The sequence below is a fragment of the Chryseobacterium sp. X308 genome, assembly GCF_020733145.1.
GTDB lineage: Bacteria > Bacteroidota > Bacteroidia > Flavobacteriales > Weeksellaceae > Chryseobacterium > Chryseobacterium cupriresistens.
The window spans coordinates 330,003-353,011 of the sequence record NZ_JAJFZH010000001.1 but is presented as its reverse complement, the minus strand read 5'-3'; the positions used below and the strand labels follow the sequence as shown (position 1 = coordinate 353,011).

General features: G+C 38.1%; 16 protein-coding genes. 11 read left to right on the top strand and 5 right to left on the bottom strand.

Annotated elements, in window-relative coordinates; all coding sequences use genetic code 11:
• The first annotated feature begins 9 nt into the window (after positions 1-9).
• Together LIV57_RS01610 and LIV57_RS01605 are read left to right on the top strand one after the other, a co-directional pair.
• Positions 10-429 (top strand): Dabb family protein, encoded by a 420-nt coding sequence (locus tag LIV57_RS01610; RefSeq protein ID WP_065119613.1) that lies wholly within the window; start codon positions 10-12, stop codon positions 427-429.
• 21 nt (positions 430-450) lie between these two features.
• Positions 451-930, top strand: coding sequence for a hypothetical protein (locus tag LIV57_RS01605; protein ID WP_227941155.1), 480 nt, complete (start codon positions 451-453; stop codon positions 928-930).
• 138 nt (positions 931-1,068) lie between these two features.
• Here LIV57_RS01605 and fabF read toward each other — a convergent pair whose 3' ends face one another.
• The 5 genes from fabF to LIV57_RS01580 all read right to left on the bottom strand — a co-directional run bounded on the left by fabF (position 1,069) and on the right by LIV57_RS01580 (position 5,970).
• Entirely contained in the window at positions 1,069-2,310 is a 1,242-nt protein-coding gene (gene fabF, locus LIV57_RS01600) for a beta-ketoacyl-ACP synthase II (RefSeq protein WP_227941154.1), read from the bottom strand.
• A 202-nt stretch (positions 2,311-2,512) separates the two neighbouring features.
• Complete coding sequence (locus LIV57_RS01595; RefSeq protein WP_227941153.1) at positions 2,513-3,781, bottom strand: acetyl-CoA C-acetyltransferase; 1,269 nt, start codon at positions 3,779-3,781, stop codon at positions 2,513-2,515.
• 10 nt (positions 3,782-3,791) lie between these two features.
• Complete coding sequence (locus LIV57_RS01590) at positions 3,792-4,397, bottom strand: TetR/AcrR family transcriptional regulator (RefSeq protein ID WP_227941152.1); 606 nt, start codon at positions 4,395-4,397, stop codon at positions 3,792-3,794.
• A gap of 199 nt (positions 4,398-4,596) precedes the next feature.
• Positions 4,597-5,016 carry an OsmC family protein gene (locus LIV57_RS01585; protein WP_002982623.1) on the bottom strand — a complete coding sequence of 140 codons (420 nt, stop codon included), beginning with the start codon at positions 5,014-5,016 and terminating at the stop codon, positions 4,597-4,599.
• Between the two features lie 87 nt (positions 5,017-5,103).
• Positions 5,104-5,970: a helix-turn-helix domain-containing protein gene (locus tag LIV57_RS01580; RefSeq protein WP_227941151.1), complete on the bottom strand. Its 867-nt coding sequence runs from the start codon at positions 5,968-5,970 to the stop codon at positions 5,104-5,106.
• 203 nt (positions 5,971-6,173) lie between these two features.
• Here LIV57_RS01580 and LIV57_RS01575 point away from each other — a divergent pair, with 203 nt between their 5' ends.
• The 9 genes from LIV57_RS01575 (at position 6,174) to LIV57_RS01535 (ending at position 22,997) form a co-directional block, all read left to right on the top strand.
• Entirely contained in the window at positions 6,174-7,052 is an 879-nt protein-coding gene (locus LIV57_RS01575; RefSeq protein WP_227941150.1) for an AraC family transcriptional regulator, read from the top strand.
• A 386-nt stretch (positions 7,053-7,438) separates the two neighbouring features.
• Positions 7,439-10,339: a SusC/RagA family TonB-linked outer membrane protein gene (locus tag LIV57_RS01570; RefSeq protein WP_227941149.1), complete on the top strand. Its 2,901-nt coding sequence runs from the start codon at positions 7,439-7,441 to the stop codon at positions 10,337-10,339.
• Positions 10,340-10,349: 10 nt separating this feature from the next.
• A complete protein-coding gene (locus LIV57_RS01565; protein ID WP_227941148.1) occupies positions 10,350-11,975 on the top strand; it encodes a SusD/RagB family nutrient-binding outer membrane lipoprotein in 1,626 nt (541 codons plus the stop codon).
• 172 nt (positions 11,976-12,147) lie between these two features.
• The gene (locus tag LIV57_RS01560; protein WP_227941147.1) at positions 12,148-13,449 is read left to right on the top strand and encodes an MFS transporter; all 1,302 of its coding nucleotides are present in this window, start codon (positions 12,148-12,150) and stop codon (positions 13,447-13,449) included.
• 31 nt (positions 13,450-13,480) lie between these two features.
• Entirely contained in the window at positions 13,481-14,452 is a 972-nt protein-coding gene (locus LIV57_RS01555; protein WP_047376309.1) for a glycoside hydrolase family 130 protein, read from the top strand.
• Between the two features lie 128 nt (positions 14,453-14,580).
• The gene (locus LIV57_RS01550) at positions 14,581-16,812 is read left to right on the top strand and encodes a GH92 family glycosyl hydrolase (protein ID WP_262908286.1); all 2,232 of its coding nucleotides are present in this window, start codon (positions 14,581-14,583) and stop codon (positions 16,810-16,812) included.
• Between the two features lie 30 nt (positions 16,813-16,842).
• Positions 16,843-18,270, top strand: a complete 1,428-nt coding sequence (locus LIV57_RS01545; RefSeq protein ID WP_227941145.1) for a glycoside hydrolase family 125 protein — start codon at positions 16,843-16,845, stop codon at positions 18,268-18,270.
• Positions 18,271-18,379: 109 nt separating this feature from the next.
• A complete protein-coding gene (locus tag LIV57_RS01540) occupies positions 18,380-20,530 on the top strand; it encodes an endo-beta-N-acetylglucosaminidase H (RefSeq protein ID WP_227941144.1) in 2,151 nt (716 codons plus the stop codon).
• Between the two features lie 58 nt (positions 20,531-20,588).
• Complete coding sequence (locus tag LIV57_RS01535; protein ID WP_227941143.1) at positions 20,589-22,997, top strand: endo-beta-N-acetylglucosaminidase H; 2,409 nt, start codon at positions 20,589-20,591, stop codon at positions 22,995-22,997.
• Positions 22,998-23,009 lie beyond the last annotated feature (12 nt).

The following is a 23,009-nucleotide window of genomic DNA, read 5'->3' as shown; positions in this document are numbered from 1 at the left end:
TAAATGACAATGGAAAGAAGAAAATTTTTATTCCGCTCAGTCCAGGCTTCTGCTTTGCTGCTGATCTCAGGAAATATGTTTGCGTCTGCTTTACCCATGTTTAATCCTAAAAAAAAGAAAAAAGTGTACTTCCATTATTTGTTGTTCTGGCTTAGAAAAGACCTTTCCGGACCTGAGGTAAAAGAATTTGAAAATTTTTTTGAAGGCCTTAAAAAGCTTCCTTATCAGAAGAATCTCCGTTACGGAAAACCGGCAGCTTCCAGCCCGAGAAGTGTTTTAGACAGCACATTTACTTATAATGCTTCTATGGAATTCGATAGCCTGGAAGAACTTGAAGCTTATGGAAAACTTCCTGAGCATCTTGCTTTGGTTCAGAAATATAAGCCATTCTTTGAGAGAATGCTGGTTTATGATACTGTTTATAATTAAAAATAAAAAATTAAATTTATAATGAAAAACATCATTAAGGGCTTAAGCCTTGTTTTAGTAGTAAGTACTGTAGGATTTATGAATGCACAACATAAAAAACACAACCATGTGAGCGTTACTGCGGAGAGCTCCACTGAGTTTATTCCTGCCATAAGATTAATTAATAATCCTGACGGCTCATGCTCTTTTGAGAAAGGGAAAATACCTACTCTTAAACATATGAATACCACAACGTTCTGGATGAGCAATAAAACGGAGGAGTGGGAAAAAAATGCACATCCGGCTCCCCGAAGACAATATGTGATTACCATCAAGGGCAATATACGATTTAAAGTAACAGATGGTTCTACTTTTATGATTAAACCGGGAGTAGTTCTTCTTGCAGAAGACCTTAAAGGAACCGGCCACAGCTGGGATATGGTGAAAAGCAAAGAATGGGAGAGACTCTATATCCCGATTGCTGAAAATGCGGATGATTTTTTTATCCCGGATGCTCAATAGTTACAAGTCAATCTCTTTATAAGGGGTATATAATTCGTTATATTTGAAGCAGTCAGTTTTGACTGCTTTTTAATTTTTAATCCGATTAAAAAATCCCTGCATGGTTTTCATACAGGGATTTTCAATTATTTAATCTGATTAGCTGAATTTCTTAAATACTACAGTGGCATTATGTCCACCAAATCCAAAAGCATTACTCAACGCAAAATTGATATTCTTTTCTTTCGCTTCTCCGAAAACAATATTGATATCCTTAGGAATACTTTCATCAATATTGTGAAGATTAATCGTTGGAGGAATAATTCCATTCTGAATAGCCTTGATCGAAAGAATGGCTTCCACCGCTCCGGCAGCACCCAATAAGTGGCCGGTCATGGATTTTGTGGCACTGATATCAAGATTTTTACTTCCCTTAAATGCTTTGTTGATAGCTGTTAATTCAATCGTATCTCCAATGGGTGTAGAAGTAGCATGCGGATTAATATAATCAATATCTTCCATATTGGCTCCTGCTTCTTTCACTGCCAGCTGCATTGCTTTGATAGCTCCAACGCCATCAGGATGAGGTGCTGTCATGTGGTAAGCGTCTGCTGTCATGGCAGCTCCTGCTAATTCTGCATAAATTTTTGCTCCTCTGGCAACAGCATGTTCGTATTCTTCAAGTACCAGAGCTCCTGCACCTTCACCCATTACAAATCCGTCTCTGTCTGCATCGTAAGGTCGGCTGGCCGTTGTAAAATCATCATTTCTTGTCGACATGGCCTTCATAATAGAGAACCCTCCGATAGAAGCCGGAGTGATAGCTGCTTCGGAACCACCGCTGATGATTACTTTGGCTTTTCCCAAACGGATATAATTGAATGCATCCATCAATGCCGTATTTCCTGTAGCACAGGCAGAAACTGTTGTATAATTGATTCCCTGAAGACCGTATTTCATGGAAATCATTCCCGAAGCCATATTGGCAATAAACTTCGGTACAAAGAAAGGATTGAAACGTGGCGTTCCATCTCCAGCAGCGAAATCCATTACTTCTTTTTCAAAAGTCCACATTCCGCCCTGTCCTGTTCCCCAGATGACTCCTGTGTCGAAGGGATCCATTTTTTCAAGCTCCAGGCCTGAATCCTGAATCGCTTCTGCAGAAGCATACATGGCATATTGTGTAAACAGATCACTTCTCTTGATTTCGTTATGATTCAGATATACTTTTGGATCAAAGCTTTTTACCTCACAGGCAAAATGTACTTTAAATTTTTCCGTATCGAAATTGGTAATGAGTCCTGCTCCGCTGACTCCTTTAATACTGTTTTGCCAAAAATCTTCAACATTATTTCCCAAAGGTGTCAAAGCACCTAATCCTGTAATGACAACTCTCTTCATATGTAGTTACTATTTTTTAATAGATTAGACTTTCATAAGATAAACCCTGTTTATCCCATGTTTTATTTTAATTACTTCTTTTATCAGCTAATTTTTGCACTGCAATATTATCAATTTTCTTTCTCTGCAGACGAATAATCAATCATATTATTTACTGCATAATAAAAGAATCTGCTCTTTTGAATATAGGATGAGGCTTTTATTACTTTTCCAAAATCATCGTTACTCCCTGTCCACGGGCTGCACAAATGGATATGAATCCCTTACCGCTGCCTTTTTCATGAAGTAATTTTGCCAGTGTTGCGATAATTCTTCCTCCGGTTGCAGCAAAAGGATGGGCTGCAGCAAGGCTTCCTCCTTTTACATTCAGTTTATTTCTGTCTATTTTTCCCAGCGCTTTTTCCAATCCGAACTTTTTGGCCAGCTCATCATTTTCCCAGATTTTTATGGTAGCCAGGACCTGTGCTGCAAATGCTTCATGAATTTCGTAGTAATCAAAGTCTGACAAATTCATACCTGCTTTTTTAAGCATTCTCTCTGCTGCAAAAACAGGAGCTAGAAGTAAATCCTGTTTATTTTCAACATATTCTATTCCTGCCAGTTCTGAAAAAGTGATATAAGCTAAGACGGGAAGGTTATTGGCTATCGCCCATTCTTCGCTGGCAAGCAAAACTGCAGAAGCACCATCTGTAAATGGAGTTGAATTTCCTGCCGTTAAGGTTCCGTTCTGCTTATTAAAAGCAGGTTTCAGCTGCGATAATTTTTCAATACTGCTGTCACGTCTCAGATTATTATCTTTATCCAGTCCAAAAGCTGGAGTGATCATATCATCAAAAAATCCCTCATCATAAGCTTTTGCCATGTTCTGATGGCTTTTTAATGCCAGTTGATCCTGTTCTTCTCTTGGTATATTGTAATATTGGGCAGTGATTTCTGTATGTTCGCCCATGACAAGACCTGTTTTGGGTTCCTGCCCTTTATAAGGAATGGGCATCCAGTCTTTCAGCTTCGGGCTTAGCAGTTGTTTTATTTTTCCAAACGCTGATTTTTCTTTATTGGCTTTGAGCAGTGCTTTTCTTAACCTTGGTGAAGACTCAAATGGAATGTTGCTCATGGCTTCCACACCGCATGCAATACCACAGTCTATCTGACCCAGAGCAATTTTATTTCCGATATAAACAGCTGCCTCAATTCCCGTGTCACAAGCCTGCTGAAGATCACAAGCAGGAGTAGCGGGATCCAGCGTTGTATTCATCACCGTTTCTCTGATGAGGTTGCTTTCGGAAATGTGTTTAATGACTGCGCCGCCGGCAACCTCTCCGAGTCGTTTTCCTTTTAAGTGATAACGGTCTATTAATCCGTTCAGAGAAGCAAGCAGAAGGTCCTGGTTTCCCTGCTCTGAATAAGCGGTATTCATTCTGGCAAAAGGAATTCTGTTGTATCCTACAATAGCCACTTTTTTTGTTTCCATATGGTATTATTTATGATGGAAGAATATTGAGTTCATGATCAATCATTTGGGCCACCTTATCTAAGGCATGGTTGAGATAACTTTGATCACCCATTGTTTTTGAAAGCAGGATTCCGCCTTCAATAAGCATGATGAACAGGGAAGCATATTGCTCAGCATTGACTTTTTGATCAATTTCACCTTTGTTTTGGCCCTCAGCGATAGTAGTTGATATTTTTGTCATCCATTGTGTAAAAGACCTTTTCACCTGAGTTTTTAAAGCAGGAAAAGAATCATCAGCTTCCGTAGCAGCATTCATCAGCGGACAGCCGCCGTTGGCAAAGACAAACTTCCAGTTTTTTCGGTAAAAGTCGACAAATGCATAGAGCTTATCCAGTGAAGTAGGAAATTCATTGCCAAAGGAGCGGCTGAGGGTTTTACTCAACACGGCGGCATTGTATTTATAAACCTCAATGGCTACTTCATCTTTGTTTTCAAAATTTCCATAAATACTGCCTTTCGTCAGTCCGGTTGCCTGGGTAATGTCTGACAGCGAAGTGGAAATATAACCCTTGGTATTAAAAAGAGTTGCTGTTTTCTCAATGATATGCTGTTTTGTTTTTTCTGCCTTTGACATTATAAATGTTTAAATATGATGCAAATATACAAAAATATACCACTCGGTATATTTTATTGGAAAAGAATAATTAATTTGAATGTTTTGGATTTAAGTTTTGGCTGAAGCCAATGGATTCTTTTTAAATTAAAAAACGGGCTCCCTTCGACTAAGCTCAGGATAATAGCCCGTTTCTATTGATATTGAATGAATACTTAAATTAGTTTTCCAAAGTAGCATTCAAAGTAATTTCAAAGTTGAATGCGGCGCTTACAGGGCATCCTTCTTCTGCAATTTTCGCGAACTTCTGGAACTCCTCTTCTGAGATTCCCGGTACTTTAGCGGTTAATGTCAGTTCAGATTTTGTAATCTTTCCAATGTTGGGATCTAAAGTGATGACAGAAGTTGTTTTTAATTCTTCAGGGTTATATCCGGCTTGTGAAAGCTCTGCATCCAGTTTCATAGTGAAACATCCTGCATGGGCTGCTGCCAGCAATTCTTCAGGGTTTGTCCCAACACCATCTGCAAAACGGCTGTTGAAAGAATATTGAGTCTGGTTTAAAGTTGTACTCTGAGTAGTTAAGTGTCCTTTTCCTTCTTTGATAGTACCGTTCCAAACGGCTGTTGCGTTACGTCTCATAATGTTTGTTTTTTATTTTTAATATTGTTTGATTTTGATGTTACAAAGGTAGGTCAGAGGTTAGGCGTATTCAATAGATAAAAAGGCTTAAATATTGTACTTTTTTCCCGAAGTGTAATTTTTTTTAAAATTGGCAGGTGTATTTCCTGTTTTGTTGGTGAAAAGACGGTTGAAATAAGCAGGATCTTCATATCCCAGGTCGTAGGCAATTTCTTTTACAGGCTTGTCTGTATAAAAAAGCAATCGTTTTGCTTCCAATAAAATTCTGTTGATGATAAACTGATTGGGAGATTCGAGATTTAAATGTTTAAATTTATGGGTTAAAGTTTTCGGAGCCATATGAAGCAGTTCTGCATAATCAGCGACGTTATGCTTTTCCCTGAAATGAATTTCAAGAAGCCTGCTGAAATCCCTGAAAATATCAAGTTCACTGCCAGGAATTCTTAAGGTATCATTGTCTAAATTTTGTTTTTTCCATTTCCGCGTAGCCCGGATGATAATCTGTTTTACATAGGTTCTTATCATTTCTTCTGCTGAGGAATCTTTCCATTCAAGTTCATCCTGAATATTCTGAAACAGGGATTTTATAAGAGTCGTTTCAGAATGGTCAAGCTCCACAAAAGGAATTTCAAATACATTATGAAAGAGTAGCCCGTCACAAGCCACTTCTTTATCATGAATCTGGATGCAATAAAAATCACGGTTATAAAAAAGAAGAATTGATTCCTCTTTTCCTTTTTGTATGCTTAGATGTTGGTTGGTCAGAAAAAACAGGGAAGATTTTTGGGTTTTGTAATGGTTAAAATCAACCGTAAGCTCATATCCGGCAGGAATAAAAAATATTTTAATATCTGTTCTGAACAGATCTCCGCTGAAGTTCTTCAGGCTTTCCTCTGAAAAGACTTCGAGCCCCAGTCTTTTATAATGATCTTCAAAAATAAGCGGTTGCAGCATACTTTAACTTTAGATTAAAGATACAAAAATGCAGGATTTGAACGGTATTAAATTATTGAAACCCAAATTTCTGGTATCTGATCTACAGAATTTGGAACAAAAATAAATCGAAAATAAGTTTTTACATTGATATTATTTTATCATTTTTACAAAGATTTGTACTGTGATCCCTATTCGTAAACCCTTTTTTCAAAACTGCCTGTATGAGCGAATTAGAAAATATTCTGAGAGAAATAACTCCACTATCTCCTGAGGACAGCTTTCTCGTATTTGACAGGATTAAAGCTTCTTTTGACTTTCCTTATCATTACCATCCGGAGATTGAAATTAATTTTGTTTATAAAGGAAAGGGCTATCGCAGGATGATCGGCGATCATACAAGAGAAATTGGTAATCTGGAATTGGTTCTTGTGGGTCCCAATTTACCGCATTGCTGGGCAAACTACCGATGTAAAAACAGAAAAACCCACGAAATCACTATACAGTTCAATCAGGATTTCTTTAATCAGTCTATGATGCAGAAAAATATTCTGAAGCCCATTAATAATCTGATGAAAGACTCTATCAGAGGCATTCTTTTTTCTGAGGAAACAGCTGAAAAACTAAAAGATTCGTTTCTCAACCTGTCGAAGATGAACAGTTTTGAATCTTTCATAGAAATTATGAAGATTCTGAATGAACTTGCTATTGCAGAAAATAAAACTCTGCTTTCATCATACAGTATTGAGCTTGAAACTTTTGATGATAATGACAAGATGAAGATTGTACATGACTTTGTGCACAAGAATTTTGAAAATAAAATAACACTGGATAAAGTTGCTTCATTGGTAAATATGAGCAATGTGACTTTCAACAGGTTTATCAAAAAAAGAACAGGGAAAACCTTTGTCAATTACCTGAATGAAATAAGAATCAGCTATGCTGCACGCTGGCTGATGGAGAAAAATCTTACTGTTTTTGAGATTGCTTTTGAAGCAGGTTTTAATAATATTGCAAACTTCAATAAGGTATTTAAATCTATCAAAAAAACAACGCCAACTGAATTTAAAGAACAATTTAAAGGAGTGAAAAAAATCGAATGATTTTTGGAATTTGCTTTTAGACATTAGTTATTTCAGCATAAAACGTAATGAAAACCGGGTATTTGTATTTGGTTTTATTTTGGAGAAAACTAAGATAAATCCTATTTTTCTGATTGTTCATAAATTGGTGTATTGTATTGATATATAGCTTATTAATTGTGTTAAAATAAAAACACTGAAAAAATAATATCGTTTTATGATAAAATAGTATTATATCAGACTGTTTACAAAATTTAGATTTGTGAATGTGAATCAAATCTTAACAAAACTTTAAATAATTTAATACATAAACAGCAAAATTTTGCTGAAAAACCAATAATTTATTTTGTATTGAAAAATAAAGTGATGTCACTGATTCTCAATTAAATCTAACGAATCTATACCTTATGAGAAAAGCAGTTATACCCGTTCTGTTCGTTTTTTCACTCACGGCGAATGCACAGGAGAAAAAATCAGCCGACACTACGAAGACAACCAGTATTGAGGAGGTCGTGGTCACCTCTTTGGGGATAAAAAGGCAGGCCCGCTCTTTGACGTATTCCAGTCAGCAGATTGGCGGGGATGAGCTTACAGAAGTGAAAACTCCCAATCTATTAAATTCGATTAACGGAAAAGTTTCCAATGTACAGATCAACAAAACGAATGGTGGTGTAGGAGGTTCTGTAAGAATAGTAATGCGTGGAGATAAGTCTACAAGAAACAGTCAACCGTTATATGTTATTGATGGAATTCCTATTGTTAATAATACAAAAGGTCCCAACGTAGACTTTTACTCTTCTATGCCAGATACAGGAGATGTACTGAGTACAATTAATCCGGAAGATATTGAAAGTATCAACTTTCTGAAAGGTGCTTCTGCTGCTGCATTATATGGAGCAGCCGGAGGTAATGGAGCGGTGTTGATTGTTACTAAAAAAGGAAAGGCTGGTAAAAGTAAATTATCTTTTTCTACAAGTCTTACCCTAGATAATGTATATGATCTTCCCAAGTTGCAAAATTCTTATTTGCAGACAATTCCGTATGATCCTACAAAAGGACAGACAGGATCACAACAAAGTTGGGGTATAAAGGGTGAGTCAAAAGACTATGTTAAAGATTTCTTCCAAACAGGAACTACTTGGGTAAATAATCTATCTTTTCAGTCTGGAAACGATAAATCAAATAATTTTTTCTCTATTGGAAATACAACTAATTCGGGTGTAATTCCTACTTCATCATTTGATCAATATAATATCAACTTTAGAAATTCAAGTAAATTTCTGGATGATAAATTAACTCTTGATGCCAATTTCATGGGATCCTTACAGAATAGTAAGAATAGGCTAACACCAGGCTCATATTATTCACCATTGGTAAATCTTTATTGGTTACCTAGAGGAATTGATTTTGATCAGTTTAGTGGAGAGAATTATGCATATGAAGATAAAACTAGATTATTGCCAGCTCAACACTGGTGGGCAATAAAACCTGATGGTAGCTTTAGTGTGGAATCTCAAAATCCATACTGGATTCTTAACAAAAATCCTGTTACTACTAAAAATAAAAATCTTTACAGTGCGATGACACTGAGTTACCAGATTAATCCATGGCTATCTGCTAGGATAAGAGGAAATTATAATTATACGACATCCGATAGCCAGCGAGATGTTGCTGTATTTTCTTTACCAGTTCTCTTAGGGGGCAATAATAATGGAAAAATTTACAAAGATGTTATAGAAAGTTCCTCTACTTATGGAGACTTTTTATTAATAGGAAGTCCAAAAATTGATGAGAATATCTCACTGGACTTTACTGTGGGTGGAAGTATTAATTCACAGAGATATACATCCAGTAGTATAGAAAATAATCTTCTGGTTGTACCTAATCTTTTTACACCTAATAATCTACAATGGCCAGGCCAAAATGGAAATGGTGTAAGTAACCTTTATTACAGTACAAAAAAACAGACACAATCGGTTTTTGCCAGTGCAAACCTTGGCTACAAAAAATTCTTATATCTTGATCTTACTTTCAGAAATGATTGGGACTCTACATTATCAGGAACAGATAGAATCTCATTTGATTATGAATCTATTGGATTGAACGCTATTCTAACAGAGATTTTTAATATTTCCAAGGCTCTCAATTTCTGGAAAGTAAGGGCGTCTTATGCAGAAGTGGGGAATGGATTGTATGCTAATTTAACAGCACCTAATATTTATAGATACCAGGTAAATGCTGGTACAGTAATTACTCCTACTTCTTCTCCAGTTACCAATCCTGAATTCTCTGAATTATTTGCTAAACCAGAGCTAAATAGAACTTTTGAAGCTGGAACAGAATTGAGATTTTTTAATAATCGTTTAACTTTTGATTTTACTTATTATAACTCAGTCGTATCAAATCAGCTGTTACAATCAGTAGAGATTTCTTCCAACTTAGGATTTGGAACAGGAAGATTTGATGTTAACGCAGGAAAAATTCAGAACAGAGGTTTCGAATCTAGTTTATCATACAGAGTATTTTCAGGAGGAAAATTTGGGTGGACTACAGGGGTTAATGCTTCTGCAAATAAGAATACAATCAAAGAATTATTTCCATCGAGATTGCAGATTTCTTCGGATAAAACCTTTGTTCTTAATGGAGGTGGTTACAATAGGCTAAAAGTAGGAGGCTCATTTGGGGACATTTATGGGTCTGTATTTAAAAGAGATAATCAAGGAAGAATTATTGTAGATGCAGACGGAGTGCCATTGAGAGATGAAAATCAGGTACAATATCTTGGAAATCCAAATCCTAAATTTATTCTTGGTTTTAATAACTCTTTCAATATAGGTAAATTAGGGATTAGTTTCCTTATTGATGGTAAGTTTGGAGGAAAAGTATTAGGATATACTCAGGCTAAAAATGATCAATTTGGAGTAAGTAAAGCAACAGCTGATGCACGTGATAAGGGAGGTGTATCTATTTCAAATGCAGTTTATGAAAACGGCACACCCTATACAGGGCTAACCGATGCTGAAAAATATTATTCCAAGGTAGCAGGGTCAATTGATGAACCTTATATGTATAAAGCAACAGCAGTCCGTTTAAGGCAAGCTTCTATTTCATACACATTTGATGTACATTCAAAATATATGGAAAATGCAACTATAAGTTTAATTGGGAGCAATCTGTTCTTTTTCTACAAAGATGCTCCTTTTGATCCAGAACAGGTATCTGGAGTTAATCCAGGAGGTGTGGGGATTGATATGTTTGGTATGCCAATTACCAGATCCGTTGGTTTATCATTAAAAGCTAACTTCTAAAATTAAAAAAATGAAAATATATAATATTAAACTTATAGCTTTCAGTGTATTGATTTCGTTTTCTTCATTGAGCTGTACTAATGATTTCGATAATTATAATCAAGAATATCTTGGAGGACCCGAAAATTTTAATGCGGACTTTACACAAATAGTAAATCCTTTGAAGTTAATGCAAAGAAATCAACAAAGTCCTACGAACTGGATTTATCAATTACAAACTAACCTTAATGCAGATATGTACAGTGGTTTATTCAGTACAGCCACCCCATATAACGGAGGTAGAAATAATACTACTTATTTTATGATGGACGGTTGGAACGAAAGAATTATGATGACACAACTTGAAGATGTTTTTGATAAATCGAAAACCATCAATACAGTTATTCACCAAAACTATTCGGGAATAAATTTCACAGCAACTTTTGCGCTTGCTAAAATTCTTAAGGTAATCTCAGCTAGTAAGGTATCGGATGCCCATGGTCCTATTATTTATAGTAAGTTTGAAACTCCAAATTCTAATGGAATTACTGATTTTGATTCACAACAGGAGGCTTATAATAATTTTATTGCAGATCTCACTTCTGCTATTTCAGATTTGCAAAAAACACCAGGTGTAGAAGACAAAACTGTAGTTACTAAATCAGATCTTATATATGGAGGAAATCTGGCAAATTGGTCAAGATTAGCCAATTCTTTAAAATTGAGGTTAGCAATGAGGATGAGTTACGCTGATCCTGTGAAATCAAAACAATACGCGGAGGAAGCTTTAACCTCTCCTGTAGGATTAATTGATGATAATTCAACAAATGCATTAGTAAGTTATGGAGGGGCGTCACCTCTTAATGATATCATTTATTCCTGGGGGGATTGTAAGATCGGAGCGCCATTGATGGCTTTTATGAATGGATATTCTGATCCAAGAATTTCTGCTTATGCAAAACCTGCAACAGACCCGGCAGCATTTGGGAAATATATAGGAGTAAGACAAGGGGTTGATTTGAACGGAAGTAAAGATCGTTACGGAGATTTTTCTCAGCCTATAGCTGCAGCTGCAACAGGAGATTATTTTTCAATAAGTAATGGTAAAAATAAGATATTTACTGCAGCAGAAATCTGGTTTCTTAAAGCCGAAGCAGCTATAAGAGGCTATGTTGGTGCCGGAGACGCAGGGACAAATTATAATAAAGGTATTGAGATGTCATTTGCAGAATGGGGGAAAAGTAGTGCTTATGCAACATATGTTGCTGATGCAAGTTCTACAGAAGCTCCTTATATAGATCCTAAAAATTCAGCAAATAATATTTTAACGGGAAGCCCAATGTTAAGTACAATTACTATAAAATGGAATGATGGTGATGTTTTTGAGAGAAAGCTGGAAAGAATCATAACTCAAAAATGGATTGCCATTTATCCTGACGGTTCTGAGGCATGGGCAGAACAGAGAAGAACCGGGTATCCAATTATATTCAAAAATGTTCTAAATGATAGTCAGGGGACAATCAATACTAATACTATGATTAGAAGAATACCCATCCCAACTAAATATAGAAACAATACATTAAATTATCCTCAGGCCGCTCAAATGCTGAACGGTCCTGATACCGGAGGAACAAAACTTTGGTGGGATAAGAAATAAAAATATTCAGAATCACTCATTAGTAAAGAGACATCTCAACATCAGATTTTTATTTGATGCATTCATTAAGGCGGGAGAATAGAGTAGAATCTCCAAAAAATTTATAGTTTCGTTTTTTTAGCCTGAATGTATTTTTGAGATGTTCTCTTTTATTTAGAACCTTATTTTAAATATGGGAAAAAACAACTCCGGAACCCGTAGGATCCAGCCAATTCTCTGGATTTCCACATTATATTTTGCAATGGGCGTTCCCTTTGTAACCATTAATGCGGTTTCGGGAATCATGTATAAAGATATGGGTGTGTCGGATTCGCAGATCACGTTCTGGACAGCTCTTATCCTTTTTTCCTGGACCCTGAAGCCACTGTGGAGTCCGTTCCTGGAAATTTATAAAACCAAAAAATTCTTTGTTGTTTTTACTGAGTTTGCGATAGGAATTCTGTTTGCTCTTATTGCATTAAGTCTGCCTTTACATGATTTTTTTAAATACAGTATTGCCCTTTTTGCGGTTGTAGCATTTTGTGGTGCTACCCATGATGTGGTAGCGGACGGGACCTATATTGGCTTTTTGACCAATAAGGAACAGGCAAAATATATTGGCTGGCAGGGTGCTTTTTACAATCTCGCGAAGATTATCAGCAGTGGTGCACTCGTTTATTTTGCAGGTGCTTTAGAAAAAACAAAAGGAGTTACTCATGCCTGGATGATCATTATGGTGATCTATGCATTATTGTTCTTTGTATTGGGAGTTTATCACTATTTCATTCTGCCGAAAGAAAACAAGGAAGAAAATAAAGAAGAAAAAACGGCAGGAAACGTTCGTCAGGAACTACTGGAAGTGATTACTTCTTTCTTCACCAAAAAGAAAATTCTGTGGTGTATTCTCTTCATTATTCTGTACCGTTTTGCAGAAGGATTTGCCATCAAAATTGCTCCTTTATTTTTTAAAGCTCCAAGAACATCGGGAGGATTAGGGTTATCTACTTCAGATATCGGGCTTATTTATGGAACATACGGTTCGGCAGCATTTATCTTAGGATCCGTACTGGCAGGATATTTTATCTCAGCCCGCGGATTGAAAAGATCTCTGATATGGTTATGCTGTGCATTCAATATTCCGTTTGTGGTGTATGCACTACTTGCACATTACCAGCCGTCAGATCTTCTTCCGGTAGGAATTGCTGTGGTCGTGGAGTATTTCGGATATGGTTTTGGTTTTGTGGGGCTTATGCTCTACATGATGCAGCAGATTGCTCCCGGAAAACATAAAACGGCTCATTACGCATTTGCAACAGGAATTATGAATCTTGGCGTAATGATTCCCGGAATGATCAGTGGAACGATCAGTGACTGGATCGGATACAAAATGTTCTTTATCTGGGTGTTGATTGCTACCATTCCTGCATTTTTGGCCACCTTATTCGTTCCTTTCCCTCATCCGGAAAATCAGAAAGAACAACAAATCAATTCATAATAATTAAAAATAAAAAAGTAAAAAATACTTTATGACAGCTCAATCAGTAATGATCCCCTGGCAGGATCGCCCGGAAGGTTGCAATGATATCATGTGGAGGTTTTCCGAAAACCCGATCATTAACAGATACGCGATACCAACATCCAACAGTATATTCAACAGTGCGGTAATCCCTTTTGAAGATGGATTTGCCGGAGTGTTCCGTTGTGATAACAAGGCAGTGCAGATGAATATTTTTGCCGGTTTCAGTAAAGACGGAATCAATTGGGATATCAATCATGATCCTATTGAAATGCAGGCAGGAAATACGGATATGATTGAATCCGATTACAAATACGATCCCCGCGTAACTTTTATTGAAGACCGTTACTGGATCACCTGGTGCAACGGATACAATGGTCCTACCATCGGAATCGGATATACTTTTGATTTTAAAGAGTTTTTTCAGTGTGAAAATGCCTTTCTCCCCTTCAATAGAAACGGGGTTTTGTTTCCTGAGAAAATCAATGGTAAATATGCCATGCTGAGCCGTCCGAGTGATAACGGACATACGCCTTTCGGAGATATTTATATCAGCTATAGCCCTGATATGAAATACTGGGGTGAACACCGCTGCGTGATGAAAGTAACGCCTTTCGAAGACAGTGCATGGCAGTGTACCAAAATCGGAGGAGGGCCGGTTCCTATCAAAACAGAAGAAGGATGGCTGCTTTTCTATCATGGTGTGATCAATACCTGCAGAGGATTCAGATATTCAATGGGAGCTGCTTTGCTTGATCTTGAAGATCCTACAAAAGTGTTGTACAGAACGAAGCCTTATTTATTGGCTCCGGCTGAATTGTATGAACTGACAGGAGATGTACCCAATGTGGTTTTCCCTTGTGCAGCATTGACTGAAGGAGACAAAGTAACAGTATATTACGGTGCTGCCGATACCGTGGTTGCGATTGCCTTTGGATATATCTCAGAAATCATTGATTTTATGAAAAAGAATTCAATTTAATACAGTAATATAAAGTTTAGGAAAATAGGTTAATCATCTTAATTTTTCCGTTTGCTGGGAATTTTATAATGGTTTTCCTATTTTTAAACCAACTTTTAAATAAAAAAATCTCCGATACCTCTCTTATCATGAAAAAAGAACTGTTAATCTGCTTTTTTACCACCCTGATTTCTGTAGCCAGTGCCCAGCAAAATAAAAACGATGTTTTATCCTGGGTAGATCCTTTCATAGGCACAGGAGGACATGGGCATACTTTTCCTGGGGCAACCACGCCATTTGGAATGATACAGCTGAGTCCGGATCAGAATACAAAAAGTGGCGACTGGGACTGGTGTTCCGGATACCATTACAGCAGCAAAACGATCATGGGATTCAGTCATAACCATTTGAGTGGAACGGGTTGGGCAGACCTTGGAGATATTCTGGTAATGCCTACCGTAGGACAGATTAAAATGGTTCCGGGATCAGAAGATAAACCGGAAACAGGATACCGTTCAAAATTTACGCACGATAAAGAAATAGCGTCTCCGGGATATTATTCCGTAATGCTGGACAGCTATGGGATTAAAGCAGAGCTTACTGCTTCCCCAAGAGTAGGATTTCATAAATATACTTTCCCGAAAAGTAGTGAAGCCAATATCATTATTGATCCTACCAACAAAATCTTCGGAAATATCTACCATACTTTAGTAAGTGTGGAAGGCAATAATAAAATCAAAGGATACTGCTACAGCAATGGCTGGGGAGGTAAACGATTTGCTTACTTTGTGATGGAGTTTTCCAAACCGTTTAAGTCTTACGGTGTTTATGCTGACGGAAAAATCAAAAATGATGAAAAAATTGCCCTTGCCAAAGATGCCAAAGCTTTTGTAAGATTTTCAACCGAAGATCAGGAAAGTATTGAAGTAAAAGTATCATTATCTCCGGTGAGTACAGAAAATGCACAGGAAAATTTTGATACCGAAGCAACAAATGTTGATTTTGCCAAAGCAAAAGAAACCGCTCAAAAGACCTGGAGAGACCTGATAGGAAGATTCCAGGTGACAGGAGGTACAGAGAGCCAGAGAAAAATTTTCTACACGGGAGTTTACCATACCTTCATTGCACCAAATTTATACATGGACGTGAATGGAGATTATGTGGCCGCTCAGGAAAACATGAATACCAAATGGTTCACCAACTACAGTACGTATTCTTACTGGGACGGATTCAGAGCAACGCATCCTCTGTTAACCATTATGGATCAGAAGCATACAAAAGAATTTGCCAATTCCCTGATCAGCAGATATACAGATCGTAAAGATCATATGCCGATCTGGGAGCTTTGTGGATATGATAACTTCTGTATGCTGGGCTATCACAGTGCCTCGGTAATCTGGGATGCTATTTCAAAAGGAGTTCCGGGTATTGATGCCGAAAAAGCATTTGCTGCGATGAAAGATGCTTCTTTAACAGATAAAATGAGCAGTAGCGACGGTGGCGGAGGTCTTAATGATTATATCAAATTAGGCTACACTCCATCAGAAAACGGAGCTTCTGTTTCTGCAACATTGGAATATTCATATGACGACTGGTGTATTCAGCAGCTTGCAGAAAAATTAGGTAAAAAAGAAGAATCGGAAGTATATAAAAAACGTTCTATGAACTTCCTGAATACCTTCAATAAAGAAAATAATCACTTCTGGCCAAGACAAAAAGACGGTAAATTCTTAGCAGATTTTACCCTTAACGATTGGAAAAAACTTCAGCCACACTGGGTTTCCGGAAACATCTGGGCCTATGATTTCTTTGTTCCTCACCAGATTGATGAAATGATGAATCTGTACGGAGGGAAAAAAGGATTTGAAGAAAAACTGGATAAAACCTTTACAGAAGCACTTCATATGGAAGGAGAACAGCACGTAGATATTTCAGGATTCATCGGATCTTTAGGATTCGGGGATGAGCCAGGTCATCATGTTCCATACCTGTACAACTATGCAGGAAGTCCTTATAAGACTCAGAAAATGGTAAAATATATCCGTGACAATATGTATGCAGCAAAACCTGATGGAATCGTTAACAATGAAGACTGTGGTCAAATGTCAGCATGGTATATTTTCTCATCATTAGGATTCTATCCTGTAACACCTGGGAAACCTGTTTATGCCATCGGAGCACCACAATTCCCGAAAGCTTCTTTAAAACTGGAGAATGGAAAAACGTTCACCGTAATTGCAGACAAAATATCCGACAAGAATATCTATGTACAGAAAATGTTCCTGAACGGAAAAGAATATAAAAGCTGGGAACTGAATCACAGCGATATTATGAACGGTGGTGAATTGAGATTCGTAATGGGAAACAAACCAGTAAAATAAGACTCATAAAAATAACGAAACAAAGTATCAATGGAAAGGAGAAATTTTATTAAAACAAGTGCACTGGCAGGAGCCGGATTGCTGTTTACTCAAAATGTTTTTGCTAAAAATTTAGTGCTGGATGACTTTCCTGTTGTCCGTGTTCCTAAAGATAAAAGACATTTTACCAGCGAATCTGTAGAAAGTGCTATTGCCGCGTTTAAAAAGAAAGTAAAAAACAAAGAGCTGAGCTGGCTTTTTGAAAACTGCTTCCCGAATACATTGGATACTACTGTTTATTATACGGAAACTGGAGGAACACCGGATACCTACGTGATCACCGGGGATATTGATGCCATGTGGCTTCGTGACAGTTCCGCACAGGTTTTTCCTTATCTGCAGTTTTCAAAAAAAGACGAAAAACTACATAAGCTGATCTCAGGAGTAATCCACAAACAGACTACTTTCATCCTGAAAGATCCTTATGCCAATGCTTTCTATAACGATGATCAGAAGATCAGTAAATGGAAAGAATATGACCATACTGATATGAAGCCAGGAACCCATGAAAGAAAATGGGAAATCGACTCGCTTTGCTATCCTATCCGCCTTGCGTACCACTTCTGGAAAACAACCGGAGATACAAAGCCTTTCGATGCGAACTGGCTGAAAGGAATTCAACTTACCCTGCAGACCTTTACAGAACAGCAGAGAAAACATGATCTGGGTCCTTACAAATTCGAGCGTACAACGGCTTGGGCAACAGATGGAGTTCCTATGGGAGGATATGGTTATCCAACAAAACCTGTGGGATTGATCAGCTCTATGTTCCGTCCAAGTGATGATGCTACCATTTACGGATTCCTGATCCCTTCCAACTTATTTGCAGTGGTAAGCTTACGCCAGGCTGCGGAAATGGTTGCTCAGATTAAAAATGAAAAAACGTTGGCTCAACAACTGAACAGCCTTGCTGATGAGGTAGAAGCAGCCATCAAAAAATACGGAATTTACAATCATCCTGAATTTGGAAAAATCTATGCTTTTGAAGTAAATGGCTTCGGAAGCTATAACCTGATGGATGATGCAAACTGTCCAAGCCTGCTGGGACTGCCTTATCTGGATGCGGTGAAAGCTGATGACCCTGTGTATTTGAATACAAGAAAATTCGTATGGTCAGAAAACAACCCGTTCTTCTTCAAAGGTAAGCTGGCAGAAGGAATAGGAGGTCCGCATATCGGACTTGACATGATCTGGCCAATGAGTATCATAATGAAGGCTCTCACTACCAAAGACAAAAGTGAGATCAGATGGTGTATAGATACCTTACAGAAAACGCACGGAGGAACAGGCTTTATGCATGAATCCTTCCATAAAGACGACTCCAAAAAGTTCACCAGAGAATGGTTTGCATGGGCAAATACTTTATTTGGAGAATTGTTATGGAAAACCTTTAACGAAAACCCGGAGCTACTGACATAGCACACCCTTTTATATGGCTTTTTCATCTGAGATTCCTTCCCGAAAAAGAAGGTGTCAGGGGAATGCTATATAAAATTCACACACCAAAACACCTTAAAAAAATTATACAATGAAAAAAAAATCCATCTTTACCGCACTGATTGCCATCATGCTTCAGTCTGGTTCTCTGATTAACGCACAGCAGCTTAGCCCTACCGGAATATGCTATGTGGAAGTGAATAATAACAACCTCCTGAATGCGGGAGCGTACAAACTGCAGACATCGAACAGCTACCTGTTTAATGTGGTGAATATTTTTGCGGCCAATATTAATTATGATACCAGCCGTGGTAGAGCATATCTGTATTCCAATAATAACGTAACCAAGGTTCTTACCAATGCAGATACTTACATAAAGCCACTTCAGCAAAAGGGAATGAAAGTAGTACTAACCATTTTAGGGAATCACCAAGGGGCCGGGATCTGTAATTTTCCTACCCGTGAAGCTGCAAAAGACTTTGCTCTGCAGCTTGCCAATACAGTGAATACCTATGGTCTTGATGGAATTGATTTTGATGATGAATACTCAGAATATGGAAATAACGGAACAGGGCAGCCTAATGACAGTTCCTTTGTAATGCTTGTTCAGGAGCTTAGAGCTTTATTGCCGAATAAAATTATTTCATTCTATTACTACGGCCCTGCTGCTTCAAGACTTTTCTGGAACGGAGCCAGAGTAGGAGATAATGTCAACTACAGCTGGAATGCCATGTACGGAACATTCTCTGCTCCCAATGTACCACCTCTTACTAAAGCACAAATCTCTCCTGCAGCCGTATGGATGGGAAATACTTCTAATTCTACCACCACCAGCCTGGCAACCCAAACGAAAAATGGCGGCTACGGCGTATTCATGTGGTATGATTTACATGGAACGAATGAAACGGCACAGCTTTCAGCAGGAACCCAAACTTTATATGGCGAACAGACTGTTTTAAGCAGCCCTTTACAATCATGGACACAGGGAACGAATTGTGACGCCCCTATCGGGTTGTACACAAGCAATCTTACAGGGACAAGCGCAAAACTGAACTGGTCTGCTGTAGGAACCAATACCTATGATGTCGATTATAAACCAGCTTCTTCAACAACCTGGACGAGTGCAGTATCTGCAACAAGTTCTACTTCTGTAACTATTTCCGGGTTAACAGTCAACACTGATTATGACTGGAGAATCAGAACCAACTGCAGTGTGAAAAGCGCCTATATGTTTGCACCAAGATTTACAAGCACTTCAGGAACAACGCCTACAGGTTCTTATGCTTTATCTCTGGATGGTAGTACTGAATCAGGAGCAGCCGGAAGTATGAATCTAAGTGGTTCTGCTTTATCTTTTGAAGGATGGATCAAACCTTCATCATTCAAATCTGCGTCTCCATATATTTCCTCTATCATGGGAACGGAGGTAAGCGACAGCAATTCCGCATTCTTACGATTAGGAGATGCCAGTCTTGCGAATAATAAACTTCAGTTTGTCGTAAGCATCAATAATGTACAGCAAAAACTGGCTTCCGCAACTGCTTTGAATGCCAATACCTGGTATCATGTAGCAGCTACTTATGATGGATCCAATATGAAAATTTACATCAACGGAACTCTGGATGCCACCAAAGCGCAAACCGGAAGTGTGAATTCAACAGGAGCATTCAATGTAGGATATTTATACAACACGTCGAGAAATTTCAATGGAAAAATAGATGAGGTAAGAGTATGGAAACGTGCATTGAGCCAGACGGAAATCAGTCAGAATATGTGTAATGTATCCGTTCCGGCAACTTCACTGGCTGCGTATTGGAAGTTTAACGAAGGCAGTGGTTCTACAGTTCAGGATACTTCCGGAAACGGAGTGACCCTAACCTTGACAGGTGTTGATTCTTCTAATTGGGGTACAGATCTACCATGTACAACAGGAAGTTCAGCATTAGCAAGAACTGCGGGGCAAAAGGCGATCAATACGGGAGAGACTAACATTAAAAATCAAATCAAATTATATCCTAATCCGGTAAGCAAATCTTCATCACTGACAGTTTCTGTTCCGGATGAATACAGCAAAGGAAAATTGACAGTTTATGATTTTAACGGAAGAATCGTAGACACAAAATCACTGAACTCAGGAGATAATCAATACGAATTGAGCAGAATTTCAGCAGGAAACTACATTGTTCACTTTGAATCTCATGATGGAAGCTTAAAACAATCCGAAAAACTAATTGTAAAATAACAAACCCAGTCATTGGGCTTCGGCCCAATGATTTTTTCTACTACAAAATTGATATACTATGAGAAAAAAATCCTTTTTTATTCCCTTAATAGCCCTGATGCTTCAGTCAGCTCCGGCACTCAAAGCACAGCAGCTTGATCCTTTGGGAGTCTGCTATGTGGAAGTGAACAACAACAATATGCTGAATGCAGGTTCCTATACTTTACAGAATACCAACAGACAGCTTTTTGATGTAGCGATTATTTTTGCAGCCAATATCAACTATGATGTTTCTAAAAACCGTGCTTATATCTCAAACAATAACAACGTTACCAAAGTTCTGAATGATGTTAATACCTACGTAAAACCTTTACAGCAAAAAGGAATAAAAGTATTGCTGGATCTTTTAGGAAACCACCAGGGAGCCGGAATTTCCAATTTCCCTAACCGTGAAGCAGCTAAAGATTTCGCTTTGCAGGTGGCTCACACCGTTTACACCTACGGTCTGGATGGAGTAGACCTTGATGATGAATACGCAGGATACGGAAATAACGGAACAGGACAGCCTAATAACAGTTCTTTTGTCATGCTTTTACAGGAACTGAAAGCCGCAATGCCGGATAAACTGATTACGTTTTATTACTATGGTCCGGCCACAACCAGACAAACGTATAATGGAGATTTAGCCGGAAACTATATCAATTATACATGGAATGCGATGTATAGTACGTACAATGCTCCGGTTGTTCCGCCTCTTGATAAATCCAAAATTTCTGCAGCTGCAACCTGGATACAAAACTCGAATCCAAATTCAACTTCTGCCACTACATTGGCAAGCTTAGCGACCAGCACAAAAAATGACCAATACGGCGTGTTTATGTGGTACGATCTGCCGGGAACCAATGTAGCCAGCTACCTGAGTACAGGATCCAATATTCTGTATAATGAAAATACACTCTTAAGCGGTCAGTTGTATTCATGGTCACAGGGACAGGCTTGTGATCCGCCATTGGGACTGGATGTTTCCAACGTGACAGGAACTTCAGCTCAACTGAACTGGACTTCCAATGCTTCTCAGTCTTACAATATTGATTATAAACCAGCTAATTCAACAGTATGGACAAACGTTGCCAATAATTATTCAGGAAATAATATTGTCATCAGCAACCTTACCCTGAATACCAATTACGATTGGAGAATACAGTCTAACTGCTCACCGACATTAACAAGTACTTATATTTTTGCACCAAGGTTTAACTCCGGAAGTGGCTGCACTACGCCATCAGGATTGACTTCCGGAAGTTTCCTTGGTAATACTACCCAACTGTCATGGGATGCAGGCAACGCCACTTCATATACACTGCAATATAAAACGGCTTCAGCAACAACCTGGACTGAAATTCCAAATATTACAACCAATTCCTATTCATTACAAAACCTGACACCTAATACAAGTTATGTATGGAAAGTACAGGCTTCATGTGCGGGAGGAACTACAAGTACCTATTCAGGAGAAGGATCATTTAATAGTGGCTTCGCACCGGTTACAAGTCCCGGAGCAAGATCACTTTCTTTTAACGGAAGCACACACTATCTTAATGCAGGACAATTTAACCTGAGCGGAAATGCAGTGAGCTTTGAGGGCTGGGTAAAAGTAAATGCTTTCAAAACAGCTTTCCCTTACATTTCATCAGTGTTAGGAGTGGAAGTAGGAGATAATAACTCTGCGATGCTTCGTTTCGGAGACGGAAACCTCGCGAATAATAAGCTTCAATTCATTTTGAGCTTCGGTTCATCACAGGTGAAATTGAATACCAATACAGCATTCAACACCAATACATGGTATCATATAGCAGCTACTTATGACGGAGCAGCCATGAAAATTTATGTTAATGGTAATCTTGATGCAACGTTTTCGGTGACGGGTAATTTTACAGCAAACGGAATTCTTTATCTGGGAAGAAACTATGACAATTCCCGTACAATCAACGGTTTTCTTGATGAATTCAGAGTTTGGAAAAGAGCACTGACACCACAGGAAATCCTGAATAACAGCTGTAATGTTCCTGCCAACGCCACTGGTCTTGAAGCCAACTGGAAAATGGATGAAGGAAGCGGAATGGGAGCTTTGGATGCTACAGCCAATACCCATTTTGCAACCCTGATCAATATGACAGATGCCAACTGGAGAACAGATGTTGCCTGCGCTTCATCCCTTGCAGTAAAAGATATAGAATCAGTAAAAGAGAACAGTACAGTGTATCCGAATCCCGTGAAACGAGGAAATGACATTCACTTTGCTATTAGTGATAATTCGGCAACTGAGGTAGCATTGTATGATGCTTCAGGAAAATTATTCAAAAAACAGAATATTAATCAAAATAATAACGCAGTGAATACGCAGGATTTAATCAGTGGTACTTATATTTACAAAATTACATCCGCAAACAGTAAAGTAATATCAACCGGTAAAATTATTGTGAAGTAAAATTCAGATAAT